General features: G+C 65.0%; 22 protein-coding genes and 2 tRNA genes. 21 read left to right on the forward strand and 3 right to left on the reverse strand.

Annotated elements, in window-relative coordinates:
- Window positions 1-77 precede the first annotated feature (77 nt).
- From ACLL97_RS21430 to hflX, 6 genes are all read left to right on the forward strand, one after another.
- On the forward strand, window positions 78-830 hold the full coding sequence (locus ACLL97_RS21430) for an SDR family NAD(P)-dependent oxidoreductase (protein ID WP_411282578.1): 753 nt from the start codon (window positions 78-80) through the stop codon (window positions 828-830).
- Between the two features lie 50 nt (window positions 831-880).
- Window positions 881-2,146, forward strand: a complete 1,266-nt coding sequence (locus ACLL97_RS21435) for a CCA tRNA nucleotidyltransferase (protein ID WP_411282579.1) — start codon at window positions 881-883, stop codon at window positions 2,144-2,146.
- An 86-nt stretch (window positions 2,147-2,232) separates the two neighbouring features.
- On the forward strand, window positions 2,233-2,700 hold the full coding sequence (locus ACLL97_RS21440; RefSeq protein ID WP_411282523.1) for a hypothetical protein: 468 nt from the start codon (window positions 2,233-2,235) through the stop codon (window positions 2,698-2,700).
- Window positions 2,697-4,013, forward strand: a complete 1,317-nt coding sequence (locus ACLL97_RS21445) for a replication-associated recombination protein A (RefSeq protein WP_411282524.1) — start codon at window positions 2,697-2,699, stop codon at window positions 4,011-4,013. Before ACLL97_RS21440 ends, ACLL97_RS21445 begins: the two co-directional genes overlap by 4 nt.
- A gap of 154 nt (window positions 4,014-4,167) precedes the next feature.
- Window positions 4,168-4,656, forward strand: coding sequence for an LEA type 2 family protein (locus ACLL97_RS21450; RefSeq protein ID WP_411282525.1), 489 nt, complete (start codon window positions 4,168-4,170; stop codon window positions 4,654-4,656).
- A 78-nt stretch (window positions 4,657-4,734) separates the two neighbouring features.
- Window positions 4,735-6,036 carry a GTPase HflX gene (gene hflX / locus ACLL97_RS21455; protein WP_411282526.1) on the forward strand — a complete coding sequence of 434 codons (1,302 nt, stop codon included), beginning with the start codon at window positions 4,735-4,737 and terminating at the stop codon, window positions 6,034-6,036.
- A gap of 92 nt (window positions 6,037-6,128) precedes the next feature.
- Here the strand turns inward: hflX and ACLL97_RS21460 are convergent.
- The 3 genes from ACLL97_RS21460 to ACLL97_RS21470 form a co-directional block, all read right to left on the reverse strand.
- Window positions 6,129-6,202: transfer RNA gene (locus ACLL97_RS21460), tRNA-Val, on the reverse strand.
- 121 nt (window positions 6,203-6,323) lie between these two features.
- A tRNA-Ile gene (locus ACLL97_RS21465) sits at window positions 6,324-6,397 on the reverse strand.
- 41 nt (window positions 6,398-6,438) lie between these two features.
- Entirely contained in the window at window positions 6,439-7,434 is a 996-nt protein-coding gene (locus ACLL97_RS21470) for a bifunctional heptose 7-phosphate kinase/heptose 1-phosphate adenyltransferase (RefSeq protein WP_411282527.1), read from the reverse strand.
- A gap of 133 nt (window positions 7,435-7,567) precedes the next feature.
- On the opposite strand from ACLL97_RS21470, the gene ACLL97_RS21475 reads away from it, so the two are divergent.
- The 15 genes from ACLL97_RS21475 to dnaG all read left to right on the forward strand — a co-directional run bounded on the left by ACLL97_RS21475 (window position 7,568) and on the right by dnaG (window position 23,308).
- Entirely contained in the window at window positions 7,568-8,488 is a 921-nt protein-coding gene (locus ACLL97_RS21475; RefSeq protein WP_411282528.1) for a DMT family transporter, read from the forward strand.
- 49 nt (window positions 8,489-8,537) lie between these two features.
- Window positions 8,538-9,674: an asparaginase gene (locus ACLL97_RS21480; protein ID WP_411282529.1), complete on the forward strand. Its 1,137-nt coding sequence runs from the start codon at window positions 8,538-8,540 to the stop codon at window positions 9,672-9,674.
- Entirely contained in the window at window positions 9,667-10,422 is a 756-nt protein-coding gene (locus ACLL97_RS21485; protein WP_411282530.1) for a carboxymuconolactone decarboxylase family protein, read from the forward strand. The genes ACLL97_RS21480 and ACLL97_RS21485 overlap by 8 nt, the downstream gene beginning before the upstream one ends.
- 105 nt (window positions 10,423-10,527) lie before the next feature.
- Window positions 10,528-11,550 carry a GTPase ObgE gene (gene obgE, locus ACLL97_RS21490; RefSeq protein ID WP_411282531.1) on the forward strand — a complete coding sequence of 341 codons (1,023 nt, stop codon included), beginning with the start codon at window positions 10,528-10,530 and terminating at the stop codon, window positions 11,548-11,550.
- The gene (dprA, locus tag ACLL97_RS21495; protein ID WP_411282532.1) at window positions 11,531-12,634 is read left to right on the forward strand and encodes a DNA-processing protein DprA; all 1,104 of its coding nucleotides are present in this window, start codon (window positions 11,531-11,533) and stop codon (window positions 12,632-12,634) included. Before obgE ends, dprA begins: the two co-directional genes overlap by 20 nt.
- Window positions 12,631-13,785 (forward strand): radical SAM family heme chaperone HemW, encoded by a 1,155-nt coding sequence (hemW, locus tag ACLL97_RS21500; protein ID WP_411282533.1) that lies wholly within the window; start codon window positions 12,631-12,633, stop codon window positions 13,783-13,785. The genes dprA and hemW overlap by 4 nt, the downstream gene beginning before the upstream one ends.
- A 10-nt stretch (window positions 13,786-13,795) precedes the next feature.
- Window positions 13,796-14,839: a heat-inducible transcriptional repressor HrcA gene (hrcA, locus tag ACLL97_RS21505; RefSeq protein ID WP_411282534.1), complete on the forward strand. Its 1,044-nt coding sequence runs from the start codon at window positions 13,796-13,798 to the stop codon at window positions 14,837-14,839.
- Window positions 14,840-14,989: 150 nt separating this feature from the next.
- Window positions 14,990-16,117, forward strand: coding sequence for a molecular chaperone DnaJ (dnaJ, locus tag ACLL97_RS21510; RefSeq protein WP_411282535.1), 1,128 nt, complete (start codon window positions 14,990-14,992; stop codon window positions 16,115-16,117).
- 28 nt (window positions 16,118-16,145) lie between these two features.
- A complete protein-coding gene (locus tag ACLL97_RS21515; RefSeq protein WP_411282536.1) occupies window positions 16,146-16,955 on the forward strand; it encodes a 50S ribosomal protein L11 methyltransferase in 810 nt (269 codons plus the stop codon).
- On the forward strand, window positions 16,928-17,698 hold the full coding sequence (locus ACLL97_RS21520) for an RsmE family RNA methyltransferase (RefSeq protein WP_411282537.1): 771 nt from the start codon (window positions 16,928-16,930) through the stop codon (window positions 17,696-17,698). Before ACLL97_RS21515 ends, ACLL97_RS21520 begins: the two co-directional genes overlap by 28 nt.
- Complete coding sequence (locus ACLL97_RS21525) at window positions 17,698-18,039, forward strand: HIT domain-containing protein (RefSeq protein ID WP_411282538.1); 342 nt, start codon at window positions 17,698-17,700, stop codon at window positions 18,037-18,039. Before ACLL97_RS21520 ends, ACLL97_RS21525 begins: the two co-directional genes overlap by 1 nt.
- A gap of 123 nt (window positions 18,040-18,162) precedes the next feature.
- Window positions 18,163-18,351, forward strand: a complete 189-nt coding sequence (gene rpsU / locus ACLL97_RS21530) for a 30S ribosomal protein S21 (protein WP_026850684.1) — start codon at window positions 18,163-18,165, stop codon at window positions 18,349-18,351.
- Window positions 18,348-18,809: a GatB/YqeY domain-containing protein gene (locus ACLL97_RS21535; RefSeq protein ID WP_411282539.1), complete on the forward strand. Its 462-nt coding sequence runs from the start codon at window positions 18,348-18,350 to the stop codon at window positions 18,807-18,809. The genes rpsU and ACLL97_RS21535 overlap by 4 nt, the downstream gene beginning before the upstream one ends.
- A gap of 132 nt (window positions 18,810-18,941) precedes the next feature.
- Window positions 18,942-21,386, forward strand: a complete 2,445-nt coding sequence (locus tag ACLL97_RS21540; protein ID WP_411282540.1) for an endonuclease MutS2 — start codon at window positions 18,942-18,944, stop codon at window positions 21,384-21,386.
- Entirely contained in the window at window positions 21,383-23,308 is a 1,926-nt protein-coding gene (gene dnaG, locus ACLL97_RS21545) for a DNA primase (RefSeq protein ID WP_411282541.1), read from the forward strand. The genes ACLL97_RS21540 and dnaG overlap by 4 nt, the downstream gene beginning before the upstream one ends.

Below are 23,308 nucleotides of genomic sequence, written 5' to 3' on the forward strand. Positions count from 1 at the left end.
GTCAGAGCGCGCGAAGCGCCAACTTCGATGAATGTTACCGCAGAAGACACTCTACACTTTCTCAGGCCTATCACGACATGATTTCACTGAAAGGGAAGCGAGCACTGGTCACCGGCGGCTCTCGGGGCATTGGCGCTGCGGTGGCGCGTTTACTCGCGCAGGCCGGAGCCGATGTCGGGATCGCGTACCGGAGCCGATCTGCTGATGCCGAGAGCGTTCTGTTTGATATCACAAATCACAAAGGCATCTATTTTTCGCACATGGGCGATTTATCCACAAAGGCAGCGAATGATTCGTTTGTGGATAAAGCAGTTCAACTGTTCGGCGGTGTTGATATCTATGTGGGAAACTCTGGTTTTTGGCCACCTGATCCGCTCCCCGTGTCGATGTTGGATGACGAGCGCTGGCGGTTTACGATGGCCACGAACCTCGATGGCATGTTTTACGGAGCGCGGGCCGCGGCGCGCGCGATGAGCGATGGTGGTCGAATGATTTTCGTGTCCAGCACGGCCGGGCAGCGGGGCGAGGCTGGGCATGCGGACTACGCCGCGAGCAAGGGCGCGATGATCGCTTTCACGAAATCGATGGCGGTTGAGCTTGGTAGCCGACAGATCACCGTCAACGCCGTGGCGCCGGGCTGGGTCGACACCGAGGCCGTCGAAAAGCCGTTCGCCGTCGGACGCCAACAGATCGAGGCGGCGATCCCGCTCGGGCGCGTGGCCTCTCCGTTGGATATAGCCGGCCCGATTCTGTTCTTGGCGAGCCCGCTGGCCCGCCACGTGACCGGCGAGATCCTGAATGTGAATGGCGGGAGCGTGCTCTGCGGATAGCGCGCTCAGGCGCTGGCCATAGCCTCCGGGTACCCGACCAGGTCATCGAAATCGCCCGCACGCTCCGGCAGGCGGGCTTCGAAACCTGGTGCGTCGGCGGAGCCGTGCGTGACGCCCTCTTGGGCGAGGCCCACCTCGATTGGGATCTGGCGACGGCCGCGACGCCGACGCAAGTGCGCAAGCTGTTCCGTCGAACGGTGCCCGTCGGGATTGAGTTCGGAACCATTGGTGTGTTCGATCGCGACCATCGCATGCATGAGGTCACAACCTTTCGTCGGGATGTGAAAACCGACGGCCGTCATGCAGTCGTGGAGTTCGGCGCGTCGTTGGACGAGGATCTGGCGCGGCGAGATTTCACGATCAACGCGATCGCGTACGACCCGATCGACCACCGCCTGCACGATCCGTTCGGCGGGCAAGTTGACCTGACCCGTCGCGTCGTGCGCGCCGTTGGCGACGCCGAGGCCCGGCTGCGCGAAGACCGGTTGCGGGCGCTGCGGGCGATCCGTTTCGCAGCGCGTTTCGGCTTTGACATCGACCATGACACGTGGCAGGCCATCGTCGGGAGCGCGCCCTTTTTGACACGTTTGTCACCGGAGCGTGTGAAGCAGGAGCTGGAGAAGACGATGGCGCAGGTGCTCGCGCCCTCCACCGCGTTCGTGCGCTGGCGTGACGCCGGGGCCTTCGCCTCCTTGGTGCCTACGCTGGCGCACATCGATACCAGGACACTCCGCGCGATCGATGCCTTACCCCGTCCGGGGCTGCTTGGGCGTCCGCTACGCAAGACCTTACGTTTTGCGGCGCTCTTCAGCGAGGCCGGCGGCAAGCAGACCGAGCGGGCGCTGCGCGATCTCCGCTTCTCCAATCAGGACATCGCGAACGTGTCGGCGCTCGTAGACCGCTGGAGCCGGTATGCGCCGACGCTCACCGAGATGCTCTCTGAAGGTACCTTGCCAGATGATGCGGGTCTGCGGCGACTCGCGGCCGGCGTTGGGCGGCTGCGGGTAGCGGCCTTCGTGCGGTTGGCGGCGGCCCGTTGGAGCGCGGCCGGCGCCGTGCAGCCGTCTTTGGTTCGTCGACTGCATCGTCGGATCATTACGATGGCGTTCCGCGAACCGATCGAGCTCGCGGATCTCGCGGTAGATGGCGACGACCTCCGAAGCGCGGGCATTGCGACGGGGCCGGCCTTGGGGCGAACCTTGCATGCGCTGTTGCAGGTGGTAATCGAAAATCCTGCACTGAACAGCCGAGAGGCCCTGCTCAAGATCGCGCGGACGCACGAGCCCCCTTCCGAAACGGACTGCCGGTCCGCATGAATTTTCAGCTGCGAAACGAGTGGTCGCCGGCGGACGGTGACGAATCGTTACGATTCCGCCCGCCATCGGATTGGTTCGTCGCATCCGTGCGTGACGGAGTATTCATCGCGCGCATCGGAACAACGGCCGAACGGGTGGTCGATCTGATGCACTCGCTAGCGATCCATCTTGATCCGGCCGTCGACGTCGTCATGAGCGACTGGCGAAGCGGAACGGAATGGGTGGGCGTCGGCGTGGCGCTGCCGGATTTCCGTGATGCGCTCGGTCGGCTACGCTTTCCGTTGGCGACGTATGGCGGCGTGGAGCTGACGGTGTTGAACCCGAGCGATCAACTGTCGCTGACGCCTGAGCTCCTGCTCGTGATTTACTCGCGTTCCGATCGCTGGTACTTCTTGCTCGACGGACTTGGACTGTCCGAACGCGCCGTTCCGCCGCCACCGGTTTGGATGCCGACGCGCTCCATGCTGACGCACTCACCGGAGCAGTCGACCGCTCTGGCCGCGGCCGCGGCGCGACTGGGCTTGAGCGCGGGCACTGTGTCGATCCAACGATGAGTCCGACGTTATTTGCGGCGAGCTCTCCAGAACCGTTGGCGGCGCGCATGCGCCCGGAGCGCCTTGACGACGTGGTTGGGCAGCAGCATCTGCTGGCGCCCGGCCGTCCCCTTGGCGACGCGATTCGCAATGGCTCGATCGGTAGCGTCATTTTGACGGGGCCGAGCGGAACCGGAAAGACAACGATCGCCAGCCTGATCGGGCGGTATACGCAACAGACGGTCGTTGTCCTGAACGCGGTGACCGACGGTATCCCACGTCTTCGTGAAATCGTTGCCGACGCGGAGAAGCGTCGCCGCTACGAAGGACGTCGCACGCTGGTGGTGATCGACGAAATCCATCGCTGGGCGAAGTCGCAGCAGGACGCGTTGCTTCCACATGTCGAGACCGGCGTGATCACGTTGTGTGGGGCAACCACGGAGGTACCGGGATTTGCCGTCGTGGGGGCACTCCTGTCGCGGTCTCGCGTGTACGCGCTACGTCCACTCACGGTCGACGATGTGGTGAGTGTCTGCGCGCGAGCGCTCGCCGACGAGCCGCGAGGACTTGGGGCGCAGGGGCTGCAGGCCGACACCGATACCCTCCGCTGGCTCGCCGAGCACGCGGACGGCGATGCGCGTCGTGCCCTGGGTGCGCTCGAAGCCGTGGCACAGGTGCTGCCGGCGGGCGCCAGCCTGACGCGCGACACGCTCGCCGATGCCCTCGGTACACGAGTGGTCAGCTACGATCGCGTCGACGTCGACCGCAATGCAGTACTGTCGGCGTTTCATAAATCACTTCGCGGCAGTGACCCGCATGCCGTCCTGTACTGGCTGGCGCGCGGGCTACAGGCGGGAGAAGATCCGCAGATTTTCCTGCGCCGGTTGGCCGCCATGGCGACGGAGGACATCGGTCTGGCTGATCCGCAGGCGGTCGGTATCGTGATGACGGCGTGGGACACCTTCCGGCGGCTCGGTCCCGCCGAGGGCGAACGGGCGGTCGCGCAGGCGGCCGTGTACTGCGCGGTGGCTCCCAAATCGAACCGCCTGTATCTCGCGTGGTCGGCGGCCCGCGCCGCCGCGGCTGACTCACCGTCGGTGCCAGTGCCGGCGCATCTGTTAAACTCCGAGATGCACCTGCGCGCCGACCCCGATCGCCGTCTGCCGTACGAGTATCCCCACGATCATCCCGGAGCCTTCGTGGCGCAGCCGTACCAACCACCGGACCTTCAAGGTCAGACCTACTATCATCCCTTGTCGGTTGGCGAAGAAAAACAGATCGCCAAGCGACTCGCGTGGTGGGCGGAGCGGGGTGGTCCACCTGTCGCCGAATAGCGGTCGAACGATGTCGATTCCGGTGCGACGGTCGTCGGCTGTACGGAACACGACCGTCGGCACGGGTATCAGACGTCGACGTGCTGCACGGCCGACAATGGCGGCATCGAGCACTTCGAGCAGACCTTTCAGCTCCTGGGGATATGAGATGCGCATGACGAGGGCGGTACGGCGCTGGATGACCGGTGGTGCGGTCGTGGCATTGGCCGCGGGCGGTGCAGCCTGCGCCTCGCTCGGGCGCGCCACGTTCAACGAGCCGGTGGTCACATTGCGTGAATTCAATGTGACCGGACTTGGCCTTACCGGCGGGAGCGTGGATGTCGTCCTGTCGGTCTATAATCCGAACGGCTACAAGCTTGACGCGCTAAGCATGACCTATCAAGTGGACGTCGACACTATCAGGCTGGGCAGCGGTGCGCTCGATGGACGCTTCGTGGTCCCGGAAAAAGACTCCTCGCTGGTGCGATTGCCGGTACGTTTCACCTACGCCGGACTGGGAGCGGCTGGTCGGTCGCTGCTCACGGCGGGAACGGTGAACTATCGGGTACGCGGTGATTTCACCGTGTCCACGCCGCTCGGCAATTTCACCCGTCCGTACGATCGGACGGGACGCTACTCCTCGGTGTCCGGCAACGGACGCTGATCGGCTTCGCCCTCTCAGATTAGGTAGACGCACATCAGCCGCGAGATCATCTCCCTTACGCCGCCAGTCGAGCGCGCGGTGCTCGTCAGTGCACCGTCAAAGCGTGGCCACGCGCGTCATCAGTCCGACGAACACCTCGAAGAACTCGCGCGCTTGGCGGACACGGCGGGCGCGATCGTGGTGGGCCGGCTCACGCAGGCGCTCGATCGACCGCACCCCGCGACGTATCTCGGCAGCGGCAAGGTCGAAGAGCTCAAGCTGAGAATCAACGAACTTGGCGCCACGCTGGTGATCTTCGACGACGAGCTTACGCCGGCGCAAGGCAAGAACGTCGAGGCGATCGTCGGTACGCGTGTGATGGACCGTGCCGAGCTGATTCTCGACATCTTCGCCACGCGGGCGCGTTCTAGCGAGGCGCGTAACCAAGTGGAGCTCGCGCAATTACAGTATCTGTTGCCGCGCCTTACCCGCATGTGGACGCACCTCGAGAAATTTCGTGGTGGTATCGGCGTGCGCGGTCCGGGCGAAACCCAGCTCGAAACCGACCGTCGACTCATCCAGCATCGTATTCGCGTGCTCAAGGCGCGGCTGGCCGACGTCGAACGGGCGCGCGAAGTGCAGCGCGAAGGACGCAAATCGCACTACCGGGTCGCCCTCGTCGGCTACACGAACGCGGGCAAGTCGTCCATTTTGCGGCAGATGGCGGATGACGTACAGGTTTTCGTGGAGGATCGACTCTTCGCCACGCTCGATCCGCTCACACGCGAAGTCGAGGTGGGCGACGGGTACACGGTGCTGCTCACCGACACCGTCGGATTCATCCGAAAGCTGCCGCACCATCTGGTCGCATCATTCCGCGCCACGTTGTCCGAGGCGAAGGAAGCGGACTTGCTGTTGCACGTGATCGACGCAAGTCATTCGGTGTGGGAAGAGCAGCGCGATGTTGTGGACGGTGTGCTGGCGGATCTCGGTCTGGCCGATCAGCCAAAGCTGTACGTGATGAACAAGATGGACTTGCTGCCCACCGAGGAGGCATCGGCCGTTCGTGAACGGGTGACGAACATTCTCCCGAATTCGCTGTTCGTGTCGGCGATCGAGCAGGGTGGTCTCGATGTGCTTCGGGCATCGCTGCTCGATAGCTTGCGGCGCCAGCGCCCCGTGCTCGAGGTCCGACTTCCGGCGGCCAATGGCCGGATGATCGCGGAAATGCATCGCGATGGTGAAGTGCTCGACCAGCGTACCGACGAGGATGTCATCGTGCTGCGGGCGCGACTCGACGACCGCACCATCGGTCGGCTGCGACAGGCCGGCGCGCGGATCACCGTGCTCAGGGGCGTTGAGCGGGTCAAGGCTCCTATCGAGGCGGTCGAAGCGTTCTAAGCGTGCCGCTCCGTCCTGCTATGCAAACGGCCGATCATCAGTGACGATGACCGGCCGTTTACGATGTAAGGCAATGGCAATGGCAATGGTGATGGGCGTGCAGGGACTCGAACCCCGGACCTCTGCTGTGTGAAAGCAGCGCTCTAACCAGCTGAGCTACACGCCCGAAACATCCCGCGCTCGACAACTCAACGCGCGGATCAAGAACGTAACGGAGGGGATCGACGCTGGGAAGGCCTCTCGCCTTGCGAAAAGACAAACGCCCCGGTGCAGGGCACCGAGGCGAATGGTCCGGGTGGGACTTGAACCCACGATCCTTCGATTATGAGTCGAGCGCTTTAACCAACTAAGCTACCGGACCGAACGTGACAAACATCCGCCAACGCCTGTGGCAAATGTACGTCAATCGCCCGCAATGTGTGCGTCGTAGGCTTCGAGGACTTCGCTCGGCGTCACCGTCGCGGCGCCAAGCTTTCCCACCTCGACCCCGGCCGCGTAGTTAGCCACGATGGCCGCTTCGAGCGTCGTGGCTCCGGCGGCCAGCATCGTCGCCAAGTAGGCCGTCACCGTGTCGCCAGCGCCGACCACGTCGTACACCTCACGGGCGGTCGTGGGAACGCGGTGTACGATACCGTCCGAGGAGACGAGCGCCATACCGCGCTCGCCGAGGGTCAGCAGCAAGTGATCGACGCCGAGGCGCGCAAATGTTTCCGGCAGCGCCGCCGGATGCTCGAGATCAACCGCGGCGCCGAGTGCGCTTTCAAGCTCCCGACGGTTCGGCTTGAACACGGTGGCGCCGCGAAACGCGAAGAAATTGCGGAACTTCGGATCGACGACAATCGGCAGCGCGCGCGCACGGGCCAGTGCAATCGCACCTTCGATCACCGCCGGTACAAGCACACCCTTGTTGTAGTCCTCGAACACGAGCGCGGTGGCGTGCGGCATCGCTCGTTCAATGGCGTCGAGGACGCGGGCGACGTCAGGGTGCTCAAGATCCGCGTCGTCTTCCTCGTCGAAGCGCACCAGCTGCTGGGAGCGTGCCATCACTCGGGTCTTGGTCGTGGTGGGCCGACCGACCGTGACCAGCGATCGTGACTCCATTCGGCCGGCCTCGAGCCGATCGCGCAACGTCCGGCCGGCCCCGTCATCCCCGACGACGGCCACGAGGTCGCACCTCGCCCCAACGGCGGCAACGTTCTGGGCGACGTTGGCGGCGCCACCGAGCGCTAACTTCCGGTCGCGCACTCTGACGACGGGGACCGGCGCCTCGGGGGAAATTCGATCGACGTCCCCTCTGAGGTACACATCGAGCATGGCGTCGCCGATGATAACCACATGCTGCGAGGCGGCGTCAGCCAGTAGCGCCTCGAGCCGAGCGCGGGAGATGGTGGGCGTCATGGCGAGGAAACTAGTCGCACCGATTAGCTTCGTCACCGGTCGTGCTGTTCCCGTGCCCCTTCCCACCGAGATGTCCAACTCGTCATCCCCACGCGCATCCCCACGCGCATCCGCTGTCTCGCGCCGATCGCCGGTGCTGGTTTTGGCCGCCTCACTGATCGGCATCTCGTTCGCCGCACCGCTGATACGGCTCTCCGCGAGTTCCGCCATCGTGATCGCCACGTGGCGACTCGGACTGTCGATGCTCATTGTTGCCGCCGCCCTGCTGATCACGGGATCATGGCGCGAGTGGCGAGTGCTCTCCCGACGTGAGCTCCTACTCGCCAGTGGCGCCGGCATCTTGCTGGCGCTTCACTTTTGGAGCTGGAACGCCTCGCTGCGATACACGAGTGTGGCGGCGTCGGTGGCGTTGGTCAATCTGCAGCCCGTGATCATTGCCGGTGTGTCGGCGCGGTGGCTTCAGGAGTCGCCCTCCGGTCGCCAGTGGCTCGGTGTCGTGATTGCCGTGATCGGCGCCTTGGTGGTGGGGTTGGCCGACGTACCAGGGGGGCTCTCGGGAATGCTGTCCGCGATCTCGGGTAGCGCGATGGCCGACGGCAGCAACCGCGCCCTGTTCGGTGATTTCCTGGCGCTGGTCGGCGCGGTCACGGCGGCGATGTACTACCTCATCGGACGCCGACTTCGACAGCGCGTGGGGGTGTGGCCGTATGTGTCCATCGCCTACGGCGCGGCGTTTTTGACCTGCGTGACGATCGCCTTCGCGACGGGAGAGGCGCTACTGCCTCAGCCACGTCGCGAGCTGTCGATCTTCGCCGGTCTTGCCATTGGACCGATGCTGCTCGGACACACGGGGATGAACTGGGCGCTCGGCCACCTACCGGCCTTCGTGGTGAACCTCACCACGCTGGGCGAGCCGATCGGCGCCACGATTCTGGCGGCGCTCCTGCCGGGGATCGCCGAGGTGCCAGGTGTCGGGACCATCGCTGGCGGGGCGCTGGTGCTGGGCGGTGTGTTACTGGCGTCGCGCCGCTCCCCGGATCAGCCGGACCGCTGATCCGGGCCTAAAAACGTCTCGTCTGCCGCGCCTCGGTTATCTTTCGGTGGTGAGCGAAACTCGATCGATATTTTCTGGGGCCGGTGCACACTACGCCGACCGTGATGACGCGTCACCAGAGGGGCCGTATGCATCGGCGGCACCGGTGGTGTTTGCTGCGGCCCTTCGTGAGCGCAGTTTCGATGTCGTGGTCACGCGCGGTGGGACCGTGGAGTCGCGGCACCGCGTACATGCCGCGGTCGTCGACGCAAGCGGGACGCTGCTCGAGGCGGCGCGGGATCCACACGCCGACACGTGGTGGCGCTCCTGCGCCAAGCCGTTTCAGGTCATGCCGCTGGTGCGCTCTGGTGGCTTGGAGCGTCTGGGATGGGGCGCCACCCAGCTGGCCTTAGCCTGTGCGTCGCACGGGGGCGAGCCGGAGCACGTGGCGCTCGCCGAATCCATGCTGGCGGGAATCGGCCTCGAGGAGGGCGACCTGGCCTGTGGCGCCCACGAACCGCTGGCGGCGCGCGGCGCGCGGCTGCTGCGTGAGTCAGGCGATCGGCTCACGCGCCTCCACAACAACTGCTCCGGAAAGCACGCCGCGATGCTGGCCCGGGCGCTGTTGCTTGGGGAACCGACCGCCGGCTACGAGCAGGGGTCGCATGCAGTGCAGCGGGCGGCGCTCAATACGGTCGCCCTGTGGTCGGGCATGACCGCGGAACAGATTGGGGTCGCGGTGGACGGCTGCGGCGTCACCGTCTTCTCGCTTCCGTTGGCGAACATGGCGCTTTCGTACGCGCGTCTCGCACACGCGTCGACGCACGGCGACGAGCCGAGTCGCCGGATTCTTCAAGCGATGACGTCGCATCCGTTTTTAGTGGGGGGCAGCGACCGCTTCGACACGCGCCTCATGGAAGCGGTGGGCGGCAATGTCGTTTGCAAAGTCGGCGCTGAAGGCGTGCACACCTTCGCGATCATCGACCGGGGCATCGGTTTCGCGCTGAAAGTCGAAGATGGTTCGCAGCGCGCACAGTTCGTCGCGGTACTGGCGATGCTGTCCGAGTACGACGGCTTGCCGTCACCGTTGCCAGAGAGTTTGCGTGAAGCGGCGGTCCGAGTGGTTCGGAATACGCGCGGAGAACAGGTGGGCGAGGTGTTCGTAAGCATGGCGCCGCTCGGTGCGCCGGCCCGCACTCATGCTTGATCACGGTGCGGCAATGATGCGCGAAGCCGATGCCGGGGGTGGCCGCCACGACCACGACGTGAGCGCGAACCACGCGCGTACGGGCGAGCCAGCTGGCGTTGTTATGGTGACACGGCACGGCCATGTGTCGGTTACACTCGATGCACTTGATGCGGAGACGGCCGCGCTCGTTCGACTGGCGGCGGTGCTCGCCGGTGGGAACGAGACGGAGGTGCGCGCGGAGCTGTCGGCGGTGAATGGGGTGGTCAATCCGATCTGGGTGGAAGAAGTCATTCTGCAGACCTACTTGTTTGCGGGATTTCCTCGGGCGCTCAACGCGGCGCGGGATTGGCGTCGCGTCTCCGGTCGCAAGGCACCGATGTCAGCCGATGATGACGAGCGAGATGTGGTGGACTTTTCTCAGCGCGGCGAGACGACGTGCGCCACTGTGTACGGCGAGTTCTACGATCGGTTGCGCGTAAATATTCGTGGACTGCATCCGGCACTCGATCGATGGATGATCACGGAAGGGTATGGCAAGGTGCTCGGTCGACCGTTGCTGGATCTCGCCCGTCGTGAGTTGTGTGTGGTGGCCGCATGCGCCATCGCACGACAGGATCGGCAGCTGCATTCGCATCTGCACGGTGCCGTAAATGCGGGAGCCAGCGTGGGAGTTGTTTCTGCCGCGCTGCAGGTAGTGGCACCGTTAATCGCCGCTGACGACATGCGACGGTATGTTGGTTTGTGGGCGCGCGTGCAGGGGAAGTAGGTCCGCAGGATCGTTCATGCCGCAGGACACGCAGCACGTCGTGCACTCGTAGGTTTCTGGCGGCGCCTCGGTGGCCGGCTGCCTCTCTCGTTTCGGAAGTGATTCATGTTCGTAGATCGCGTACTCGTGAAGGTCGAAGCAGGAACTGGTGGATCGGGACAGACCTCGTTCCGGCGCGAGAAGTTCGCTCCGATGGGTGGCCCTGATGGCGGTGACGGCGGACGAGGCGGCGACGTCATCGTGCGCGGCGACCGCAACCTGACCACGCTGCTCGACTACACGTATCGCGATGCCTGGAAGGCCGAACGCGGGCAGCACGGCGAGGGGTCGAATCGGACCGGTCGCTCCGGCGAAGACATCGTGCTGCCCGTCCCTCCCGGCACGGTCGTGCGAGATGCTGAGACGCAGGAGTTTCTGGGCGAAGTCATGGAGGATGGACACACCATTCTCGTGTCAAAGGGCGGTCGCGGCGGTAAGGGGAATTCGTTCTTCGTCACACCCACGCACCAGTCGCCTCGCGAATGGCAACCAGGCGAAGAGGGACACGCCCGGACGCTCGAACTCGAGCTCAAGCTGATTGCCGATATCGGCCTCGTCGGCCAGCCGAACGCGGGTAAGAGCACGCTGCTCTCGGTGATCTCGGCGGCCCGTCCCAAGATCGCGGACTATCCGTTTACGACTCTTTCGCCGAACCTCGGCGTGGTGCCACTCAGCGACCATCGCTCGTTCGTGGTGGCCGACATTCCCGGCATCATCGAGGGCGCGTCCGAGGGCAAGGGACTCGGCTTGCGTTTTCTCCGCCATATCGAGCGTACTCGCATGCTCGCGTTCATGATCCCGATCGATGCGGAAGACTGGCAGGCGGAGTTGGATCAGTTGCGTCACGAGATTTCCTCGTACTCCACCGCACTCGCGACCAAGCCGTATTGCGTCGTGTTCACCAAGCTCGATTTGCTGGGCGAGCATTACATCCCGGATATCGAAGCACCGGATGCCTTCGGCAAGTATGCCATCAGCGCGGCCGGGCGCATGGGACTCGACGTGGTACTCGACGCGTGGTGGCGTGAGCTGCTCGCGATGCGCGTGGAAGCCGAGAAGCCGGCACGCGATGCGCAATTCCTTCCCTAGCGAGTCGGCGGCCCCGTTGGCGTCCGTGTCGACGGAGGTTGCGCAGCGACTTCAAGCGCGTCGAGAAGTGATTGCATTGCGTCAGGTCAGCGGGCTCGGTGACGTTGGCATGGCACGACTGTTGTCGCTGCATGGCGACGTCACACGAGCGCTGCAGTCGGTCGCAAGGGCGCGGCGCGACGAGGCGTTGCAAGAGGCCGACCGTATTTTGTCGGACCTGCAGCGTATCGGCGCCGACGCGTTGCCGGCGGGGAGCGATCGTTACCCCGCCCGACTGCTCGAGCTGCCCGATGCCCCGCCGGTGATCTACGCACAGGGCACGTTGGCCAGTGCCTATCCGCCAGCCGTGGCCATCGTGGGCACCCGTGCCGCGTCGGCCTATGGACTGCGCGTCGCTCGCGCCATAGCGACCGCCTGCGCGCGCGCCGGCGTGACGATCGTGAGCGGACTGGCGCGTGGTATCGACGGCGCCGCGCATGAGGCAGCGCTGGCGGCCGGTGGGCGCACCGTCGCCGTGCTGGGCACGGGTCTCGATGTGCACTACCCACGTTCGCATCGAACACTACAAGAACGCATCGCGCGCGATGGGCTGCTGCTCACCGAGCAGAAGCCGGGTGACGCGGGCCACGGCGGCACATTTCCCCGTCGCAATCGCATTATTGCGGCGCTGGCCGACGTCACGGTTGTTGTCGAGGCCGGGAAGGGAAGCGGTGCCCTGATCACGGCTGACCATGCGCTTGAATTGAATCGGATGGTGGCCTGCGTACCGAACGCCATCGATCAGGTCTCCTCGATGGGCAGCAACGCGCTACTCAAGATGCACGCCGAACCCATTCTGGCGATCGACGACGTGCTCGCGCTGCTGCGTATCGATCGATCTCCGTCCATCCACGTTGCCCTCGATGGCGATGCCGCGCGGTGCTGGGATGCGCTGCAGCGTGGCGCTCGTGACGTCGATCAGATCGCCGCGGTCGCGAAGTTGCGCCCACGCGAAGCGGCGGCCGTATTGAGCGCACTCGAAATCGACGGGCTCGTACACTTTGGCCCGACTGGGCAAGTGCACCCGTCCGTCAGTGTGTCGTGAGCGCACCGGGCACAATCCACGTGGGGTATCGGCACCTGTACGTGCATGTGCCGTTCTGTGCGCGACGCTGCAGCTATTGCGATTTTTCGATTGCGGTTCGCAAGCAGGTCCCGTGGCGTGCGTTCGCCGATTCGGTGGAGGCGGAGCTGCGCCTGCGTGGTGCGTCGCAGTCCTGCGATGTCCTGTCGACGCTGTATCTCGGCGGCGGCACGCCCTCACGATTGGGTGGCGAGGGCGTCGAGCGCCTTTTCGAACAGTTACACCGACACGTCCGTCTCCATGCGCACGCCGAGGTGACGCTGGAAGCGAACCCCGAAGACGTGTCGGTCGATGCCGTGGCGGCGTGGCGTCGGGCCGGTGTGAATCGCGTGAGTCTCGGCGTGCAGAGTTTCGACGATCGCGTGCTCTCCTGGATGCATCGCGTGCACGATGCCGCCACGGCGGTGCGCGCGGTCGACACGCTACGTGCGGGCGGCATTGACGCGATGTCGCTCGATCTCATCTTCGCCGCGCCGTCCGCGCTTGAGCGCGACTGGAGCGGCGACATTTCGCGCCTCCTCGCGCTCGCCCCCGACCACATCTCGCTGTACGGACTCACCATCGAACCGCACACACCGCTGGGGCGCTGGCACGCGCGGGGCGAGGTCGAGGAAGCGCCAGAGGAGCTTTACGAGCGCCAGTTTCTCGAGTCACACGAGCGGTTGCGGGCCGCCGGCTTCGAGCATTACGAAGTGTCGAATTTCGCGAAGCCCGGCCGTAGGGCCCGACACAACAGCGCGTACTGGCAAAGCGTGCCGTATCTGGGCATCGGCCCGTCGGCGCACGGATTCGACGGCTCGGAGCGGCGGTGGAATCAGGCCGCACTCGCCTCGTGGGAAACGGCGCTGATCGCCGGACTCGACCCGGTAGGCGGCTCAGAAACGTTAACCGGTCAGAACCGTGAGGCAGAGATGGTGTACCTTGGATTGCGCACGATCGACGGACTGGAGCTTCGGGAAGGTGAGGAAGCCCGCGTCGCCACGTGGCGTCGGCAGGGGTGGATCGAGTCTGTTGTTGGGACCGCCGGATCGCATATCCGGTGCACCGCCTCCGGGTGGCTTCGGCTCGATGCCTTGGCCGCCGACTTGACAGCACTTCGAAGTCGTTCGTAGCATTACACTTATGGCAATTAGCGGGGAGCTCTCCGAGCGGGAGCGACAGGTACTGGAAGCGGTAATCCACCGGTACGTGGCAACGGCCGAGCCCGCGGGCTCTCGTACGTTGTCACGGCACTTCAGTTTGGGCATCTCTCCAGCCACCATTCGGAACACGATGAGTGATCTGGAGGAGAAAGGATTCCTCTTTCATCCGCATACGTCGGCCGGACGCGTTCCCACCGATAAGGCGTATCGGGTGTACGTCGATTCGCTCATGCGCGTGGAGACGATTACCGGAGATGCGCAGCGGCGATTGCAGGCCGACATTTCGGCCGGCGGGTCGGCCATCGAGGCGATCCTCCGCCGTGCTGCGCAGTCACTGGGTATCCTGACGCAAGAACTCGGTGTGGCCCTCGGCCCTCGGTTCGAGCGGGCAACGCTTCGTCAGGTCGAGCTGGTCCGCATCTCGTCGGAGCGTCTGTTGATGGTGCTCACGCTGCACGGTGGCGCGGTGCGCACGGTGTTCGTGGAAGTGCCGGGCGTCATTGCGGACGAGGCGCTGATCGAAGTCACGATCGTGCTCAACGAGCGCCTCTCCGGGCTTACCCTCGAGCAGGTTCGCACCACGCTCCCCTCGCGGCTGCGTGATGTCCACCTCAAGCCGGACACGGCCGAACTGCTGCACATTTTCGTGCAGGAGGGTGAGCAGGTGTTCGGGCGTGTCTCCGATCCGTCGGAGACCGTGGTGCTTGGACAGCCTTCATTGTTGGCTGATCAGCCGGAGTTCGCCAGTGGAGAGCGTTTGCGTCAGTTGATCGAGCTCACGGAAACACGGCAGCAACTTGCCTCGTTGCTTGAGAAGAAGCCTGGGGCGAACGGCATTTCGATCACGATTGGTAACGAGCACGGCGACCCACGACTTGAACCGTTTACGGTGGTGACGGCGGAGTACCAGGCGGGATCGTTGAGCGGTGTAATCGGCGTGATCGGTCCCACGCGGATGCCCTACGACAAAGTGATCGCGCTGGTGGGTCACACGTCCCGACTTGTGTCCGATCTGCTCTGCTAACTTCCCTCCCCTCGCCTCAGGTGGGCGGAGCGGTCGATATTTCGCGTCGGCTTCTCAGTTCGACTTTGACTTCACCGACGGGCGACCGGTTTCCGGCACCCGCCGTTCGACTGCGCCGCGCTCTGGCGGCGCGTTTTTCCGGGTTTCGATATGGCCGATTTTTACGCGGTGCTTGGAGTGCCGCGCGATGCATCCGACGACGACATCAAAAAGGCGTATCGTCGCCTGGCGATGCAGTGGCACCCTGACCGCAATGCGGGCGCCAAAGAGGCCGAGGAGAAGTTCAAGACCATTACCGAGGCCTACGACGTACTGCGCGACCCGCAGAAGCGCGCGGGATTCGATCGCTACGGCGAGGCCGGTCTCCGGGGTGCTCAGCAGCAGTATGAGCACGTCGACTTGTCAGAGGCGCTGAACATTTTCATGCGCGACTTCGGCGGATTCGGAGATTTGTTCGGTGGTCAGGCCGGCGGTCGGCGGAACGGGTCGCGTACGGGAGCCGACGTCAAACTGCCGTTGCCGCTGACGCTCACGGAAGTCGCGACGGGCGTCGAGAAGTCGGTCGTGCTCAAGGTGCTCGAGGCGTGTGACAAGTGTGACGGCTCTGGCGCCGAGCCCGGTACTAAGCCCCAGACGTGCAATACGTGCGGCGGCGCCGGCGAAGTGCGACGCGCACAACGGTCGTTCTTCGGCCAGTTCGTGTCGGTGGCGCCGTGTCCGACGTGCGCCGGCGAAGGGGTGGTGGTGTCGTCGCCGTGCAAGAAGTGCCGAGGCGAGGGGCGCGCGCGGGCCGAGCGCACGCTCAAGATTCAGGTGCCGGCGGGTGTCGCGACGGGTCAGTACATGACTCTGCGCGGAGCGGGCAATGTGGGACCGCGCGGCGGCACCAAGGGCGACGTGCTCGTGGTGTTCGAGGTGGAGGATGACGAGCGCTTCGATCGTGACGGAGAAGATCTGTTCTGCGAAGCGTTGGTCACGTACTCGCAACTCGTCTTCGGCGCCGATATCCGGGTTCCCGGTCTGACTGGTGACCTGTCGCTGCGCGTGCCAACGGGCACGCAGAGTGGCATGGTGTTCCATTTGCGCGGCCGTGGATTGCCACGCGTAAACGCGACCGGCACGGGTGATCTCCACGTGAAGGTGCAACTCTGGACACCGCAGGACGTGGAGGGTGAGGAGCAGGTCGTGATCGAGCGACTGGCCACGTTGCAGGGGCAGGCACCGCCGCAGCGCGAAAAGGGCTTCTGGTCGAAGATGAAGGAGGCGCTGGGTGCTTGATGCGTCCTCGCGTTGGGTCAGCGTCCGCGTGAGCCCCGGAACAGGCGATGTCAGCCGTGAGGCCTGTCTCGCCGCCCTGTTCGCCGTCGGCGCGCAGGGCGTGCACGAAGACGGCACGTCGCTGGTCACGCACTTTCCGCCGCAAACGAACCTCGAAGCGGTGCATTTCGCGCTGACCGAGGCAGACGAGAGTGTCACGATCGAGACCGCACTGGTGCCCGATATCGACTGGAGCGAGGCCTGGAAGTCGCGCCTCAACGCGCATGATTTGGGCTCGCTGACGGTGACGCCGCCGTGGCTCGCGGAGGGGCGCGATCCGGCGCGCACGATCGTGATCGAGCCGGGTATGGCCTTCGGCACCGGCGAGCACGCCACCACGCGCGGCGTGGTGCGTCTGCTTCCCACCGTGATGCGCGACGGCGATATCGTTGCCGACCTCGGCGCCGGCAGCGCGGTGTTGGCGATCGCGGCGGCCAAACTCGGTGCCTCGCGTGTGTACGCCGTCGAGCTCGATGCCGAAGCGATTCCCAACGCCGAAGAAAACGTGCGCCGGAATGGTGTCGCCGACCGTGTGCATGTCTTCGAGGCCGATGCGGGTGTGCTCCTGCCGCTCCTGGCGCCGGTCCGGGTCGTGCTCGCGAACATCATCTCGTCGGTGCTGGTCGAGTTGCTGCCGATAATTGCGGACGCGCTAAGCGCCGACGGCGGGGCGATCCTGAGCGGAATCCTGCAGGAGGAGCGCGAGCAGTTGCTCGCGGTCTTGGCCGCCACCGGCTGGCGCGTGCTTGATGAGGATGCGGAGGACATCTGGTGGTCGGTCTCGATCGCGAGGGCGTAGCCGCCGGACGACCGAACTTCGTCACGACCGAGCCGTTCGCGGTCGGGGTGACGTGCGTACTGGACGAGCACGCGGCGCGCCACATGCGGGTCTTGCGCCTCGTCGCGGGGGCCGAGGTCGGCGTCCGTGACGGGCAGGGGCACGTGGGTGGCGGGCAGCTCGTGCGCCTGACGAAGACGCAGGCGTACCTCGAGATCCGCCATGTCGAGGTCCTCGCGCCGCTCCCTGAGGTGCACCTGCTGGTGCCGGTCGCCGACCGCGACCGCATGCTGTGGTTGGCCGAGAAGGCGTGTGAGCTTGGTTGCACGAGCTGGCGGCCCGTTCTCTGGCGGCGATCACGAAGCGTGTCGCCGCGCGGGGAAGGCGTCGCGTTTCAGCAGAAGGTGCTGGCTCGGATGTCGAGCGCGCTCGCGCAGTCGGAAGGGGCGTGGTTGCCACAACCGTTCCCCGAGGCCACGCTGGAGCGCGCGCTGATGGCGGCTCCTCCAGGAGACCGCTTGGTGCTCGATCCCGCGGGAACGCCGATGGTGGGCCCCACCGCGACCTCCCTGCAGGACCCCATTGTGCTGGCCATCGGACCCGAGGGCGGAATCGAGGTCGATGAGCTCGAGGCGTTAGTGGCCTCCGGATTCCGTCCAGTGCGACTCGGTCCGACCATCCTCCGGTTCGAGACCGCCGCCGTGGCCGCCTTGGCGATCGCCCGGACAGCGCTCGGTGCCCGCGCCACGATTCACGAGGCCTAATGTCAGACCACTGCATCTTCTGCCGCATCGTCGGCGGGACCATCCCGGCCACGCTCGTGGCGAGTAACACGCATGGCATCGCGTTCCGAGACCAACATCCGCAGGCGCCATCACACCTCGTGGTGATCCCGCGCCGCCATGTCGCCTCACTGGCCGACGCGTCCGACGGCGCTGAATTGGGCGCCCTCTTGTTGCTGGCGGCTGAGGTCGCTCGATCAGAAGGCTTGTCGGAAACGGGCTATCGGGTGGTGGCCAATACCGGAGATGATGCCGGTCAAACGGTCCACCATCTTCACTTGCATGTGTTGGGAGGCCGGGTAATGCACTGGCCGCCGGGATAATTGGTCGCGGTCCTCTGGAATTATCGCTGTTTGCGCCTTGACCTCCCCCCGTTGGTTGGGTAGGATTTAAGGCTGTCGTTCTATCGCAACGTGTCTGTCACGCCATCATTTACGAGGTTCCGTTTGTCCGAAGTCATCATCCACGAGGACGAGAATTTCGAGCGTGCGCTCAAGCGCTTCAAGAAGAAGTGCGAGAAGGCCGGTATCCTATCCGACCTGCGCAAGCATCGTCATTATGAGAAGCCCTCGGAGCGCCGCAAGCGCAAGATGAACGCGGCCGTCCGCAAGAATCGGCGCACCCGTAACGGGTGAGCAGTCCTGTGGATCCCGGCGGTTCATTGCTGGCGCGTTTGCAGCGTGATCAAGCCAATGCACGACGGGAGCAGCTGAAGGATCGCGTGCTCCTCCTTGGGATGATCATTTCCGAGGTCAAGAACCGAGAGATCGAACTCCGCTGCGATGCCACCGACGATGACGTCCTTGATGTCGTTCGAAAGGGCATCAAAAAACGGCGCGAATCTGTCGAGCTTTTTGGCCGAGCAGGACGCACTGACCTGCTCGAGAAAGAACAGCGTGAGGTCACGGCGCTCGAGGTGTACCTCCCTGCCGCCGTCGACCCTGAAGACTTGCGCGTCGCCGTGCGCGCTGCGATGCAGGATGGGCCGGTCAACATTGGCGCCGTCATGGCCAAGGTGATGCCGCAGTTTAAAGGGCGGGTCGACGGTGGTACGATCAACGCCATCGTGCGCGAGGAACTCGCGCGCGGGTGACAACGACAACGCACGACACGTCGTGGCGGGCCGAATGACAGCACACAGCAGATCTCGAACCCGGACTAGCGCCCTCGGCGGTCCGGGTTCGTGCCGTTTAGGCCGCGACGCACCTCGACGTTTACACTCCGTATGATGAACGCCCACGCCCTCGACGTCCTCGAGTTCCCACGCATGCTCGCGCATGTCGCCGGACGGGCAAATTCGGCTTCTGGCGCGGCCGCGGTGCGCGTGCTCACGCCTCGAATCGATCGCGAATGGCTGGAGGCTGAACACGCGCGCGTGGGCGCCATGCGCGCGCTCGTCTCGTCGGAGCTCACTTGGCCAACGGAGCCGATTCCAGAACTCGGTGAGCCGCTCCGTCGGCTGCGCATCGAAGGGCTGACCTGGACCGCCCTCGAACTGCTGCAAGGCGCGACGTTGATTCGCTCCTCCCGCCGCGTGCGCGACGCGCTGCGAGACCCGCGGCGCCCGCGTATTACGGTCGCGTATCTGCAGGCGTATCTCGACCATCTCCTCGATCTCCGCCCGATCGAGGAGTCGATCGCGCGTGCCGTCTCCGATGATGGCACCGTGCGTGACGATGCCTCACCAGCGCTTCGTCGCGTGCGTCGCGAGCTTCGGCAGGCCGAGGGCGAGTTGGTCCGGTTGCTCGAGCGCGAAATCGCGAAACTCGAATCGCATCATCAGGTCAGCGACCTGTCGGTCACGATGCGTAACGGTCGCTGGGTGATGCCGATGCGCCGCGAAGCGCGCGGCTACGTCGGAGGCATCGTGCATGACAGCTCCGGCACCGGCGCCACGATTTTCGTGGAGCCGCCTGCCGCCGTGGAGTTTGGGAATCGCGTGCGCGAACTCGAGATCGAGGAGCTACGTGAAGTCGAGCGCGTGCTGCGCGCACTCACCGAGCAGCTGCACCCGTATCACGACCAGCTGATCGCCGCGTTCAGTGCGCTTGTCGCGCTGGATGCCCTGTATGCCCGCGCGCGGTACGCCATCGAAGCGCGTTGTGCTCCACTGGCGTTCTGTACGCCGGCCGAGGGGCTGGCAATTGTGGATGGCCGCCATCCGCTGCTGCTCTCGCGTGGTACGCCGGTGGTCGCGTTTGATCTGACGCTCTTCGAACACGAGCGAACACTGCTCGTTTCGGGTCCAAATACGGGCGGTAAGACGGTCCTGCTGAAAGCCATCGGTCTGCTCAGTGCGCTGGCGCAGTCGGGCGTGCCGGTGCCGGTTGGCGCGACCAGCCGTCTGCCCGTGTTCGACGATGTCTTTGCCGATGTTGGCGACGAGCAGAGTATCGAAGCGAGTCTCTCGACGTTCAGCGCCCACCTCAAGAATCTTGGCGAGATCCTGCGGTCGGCGACGCCCGACTCACTGGTGTTGATCGACGAACTCGGATCGGGTACGGATCCGGCCGAAGGCGCTGCACTTGGCGGCTCCATTCTCGAGACCTTAACCCGACGGTCGTCGACCACGATCGCCACCACGCATCTTGGGCAGCTCAAGCTGCTCGCCACTGAAGTGGCGGGTGTCGTGAATGCGTCACTGCAGTTCGACGCGGTGCAGTTGGCACCGACCTATCGCCTGCTGAAGGGCATTCCGGGGCGGAGCTATGGTCTGAGTATCGCGCGTCGACTGCAGCTGCCCGAGGACGTCATCGTGAGCGCCGAAGCGCGGCTGCCTCACGGCGAGCGCGATCTCGCGGTGTTGCTCTCGGATGTGGAAGCACGCGACGGCGCACTCGGCCTGCGCGAACAGGTGATGGTCCGCGAGCAGGAGCAGCTGCGTGCACGAGTGGCGACCGTGACCGATCGCGAGTTGAAGGTGCGCGAACGCGAGCGTGAGTCCGAGAAAATGGCTCGTCAAGAGGCGCGGAAGTATCTGCTCGAGGCGCGTGGGCAGGTCGAGCGCGCGATTGCCGAGATTCGTGCCAAGGCCGGCGAACAGGCCGACGCGCTCGAAGAATCCGCGCGCGCGGCGCGCCGCGCGGTCGAGGAGGCCGCGGCGGTGCAGGGCCTTGCGGTCGAGGCCGTGCAGCAGCGTGCGGCGCGCGAGAGGGTCCGCACGCAGGTGCGTCAAGCGCTCGATGGGGCGACGCCGAGTGTCGGAACGCTACCGAGGGCGCAGCCGCCGCTCGCCGAGGGCGATCGCGTGCTGGTGGGCACGCTCGACAACAAGACCGGACTAGTACTCTCGGTACGCGGCAAGGACGCGCGCGTCATGGTCGGCTCGCTCACCGTGACGGTGCCGTTGTCCACACTCACGCGTTCGTCGGCGCCACCACCACCGGCGGTAAAGGTGACCTACGCTAGCAGCATCCCCGAGTCTGATCCACGGCGCGAAGTCGACGTGCGCGGACTACGCGTGGATGAAGTGGACGATGAGGTGCTGCAGGCCCTCGATGCCGCGGTGCGGTCGGACATGCGCGAGCTTCGCATCATTCACGGCAAAGGAACCGGTGCGCTGCGGTCCCGCGTGGGTGAGATGCTCAAGAGGGACACGCGCGTGGCGACGTTTCGTCTTGGCGCATGGAACGAAGGGGGGGCGGGTGTGACCGTGGCAGAGCTGACGTGATTTCGGACGAGATCATCGAGCGCGTCCGCACGGCGGCGGACATCGTGCAGATCATCAGTGAGTTGGTGCCGCTCAAGCGCGCTGGCGGAGACTATCGCGGACCCTGTCCGTTTCATGGCGGCACCAATCCGAATTTCTCGGTGTCGCCCAAACGCGGGAGTTACCACTGCTTCGTCTGCCACGAAAGCGGTGATGTGTTCTCGTTCGTGCGAAAGCGTCTCGGCCTCGACTGGCCATCGGCCGTGAAGATGATCGGCGAGCGGGTCGGCATCGAGGTGATCGACGTGCCGATGCGAGCGCAGGCGCCCGATCCCAACGCCCCGAATTTCGAAGTCCTCGCGGCCGCTGCCGAATGGTTTCAGCGCCAGCTCACCGACGACGACGCGGGGCGCGATGCGCGGGCCTACCTGCAGCAACGGCAACTCGACGAAGCCTCGTGGGAACGCTTCGGCCTCGGCTTCGCGCCGCGCGATCTGCAGGCGCTTCGCCGGTATCTGCATTCCCTCGGCGCCGACGATGCGCGTCTGATCGAAGCGGGATTGTTTGTGGTGCGTGAGGGCGAGACAGAGCCTCGCCCTCGCTTTCGCGGCCGCGTCATGTTTCCGATTCTCGACGAGCTCGGTCGACATGTCGCCTTCGGCGGACGCGCGCTCGGGGACGACACCCCGAAATATCTGAACAGTCCGGAATCGGTGGTCTTTCAGAAGCGGAAGACCCTGTACAACATGCACACCGCCAAACAGGCGATGCGTCGTGCGAATCGTGCCATCGTGGTGGAGGGGTATCTCGACGCGATTCGCTTGGTGCTGGCCGGCATCGAGGAAGTCGTCGCGCCACTCGGGACGGCGCTGACTGATGAACAAGCGCAGTTGCTTGTACGCTATGCGCCTGAAGTCTTCCTGCTGTACGACAGCGATGAGGCTGGACAGAAGGCGACGTTTCGCTCTGGCCTGGAGTTGCTCGGTCACAAAGCCACCGTCCGGGTCGTGACGCTGCCGCAGAACGAAGATCCGGACACGTTCGTGCGCGACCATGGACGTGTCGCGATGGATGTGCAGCTCGGTCTGGCGATCGACCTGTTTGACCGACAGGTGCAGATGCTCGAGCGTCTCGGGTGGTTCTCCGATCTGCGTCGTCGTCGCATTGCCATCGACAAGCTGTTGCCGACGATTCGCGCCGCGCGTGATCCGCTCACGCGCGACTTGTATCTGGCCCGTCTCGCCGATGTCTCGCACCTCGACAAAGTCACGCTGTCGACGGAGGCCGACGCGGTCACCGAGCAGGGGCGTCGCCGCGCGTCCGGCGGACCGCCGGAACGCTCCAATGACGAACCTCAGCCGGAGTTCGAGGGGCCGCCGGCCGAGCCCGAGCCGGCGCCGTTACCGCCGCCCGACGGCGACAAGCCCGTTTGGAAGGGGCGCAAGAACAACAAGTACGGCGGAGGGCCGGAGTGGAAGACGACCAATATTCCACCGCGTCCGCGACGGGATGAACCGGTCGAGCGATCGCTCGTGAGAGCGATGTTGGCCGATCGTGGGATCGCGGAACGCGTCTCGGAGCGACATCCGCCGAGCTCGTTCCGTCACGCGCAGTACGGGGCGTTGTTCGCGGCGCTCCTCGCCGCGCCCATGAGCGACGACCTGGATCAGATTGCCGATCGACTGGCTCCGGACGCATTGACCGTGCTTCGTGAACTTACCGATGGGGCCGTGGCGATCAGCGTCGAAGCCTCGGACATCGGGCTCAGCCTCAGCAAGCTGGATGCGCGTGTGTTGGAGTACCGGGTCGATCAGATCCGTGAGGCGATGCGAACTGCAACGCGAGAAGCGCAGGACGCGTTGATGAAGGAGCGCCTTGAACTTGAGGCCGAAATCCGTCGGCTCTTGCCTATCCGCAGTCCGCGGGCTAAACCGAAGGGGTGA

Origin of the sequence: Gemmatimonas sp. (genome assembly GCF_046594945.1) — a bacterium.
In the GTDB taxonomy this organism is placed as follows: Bacteria; Gemmatimonadota; Gemmatimonadetes; order Gemmatimonadales; family Gemmatimonadaceae; genus Gemmatimonas.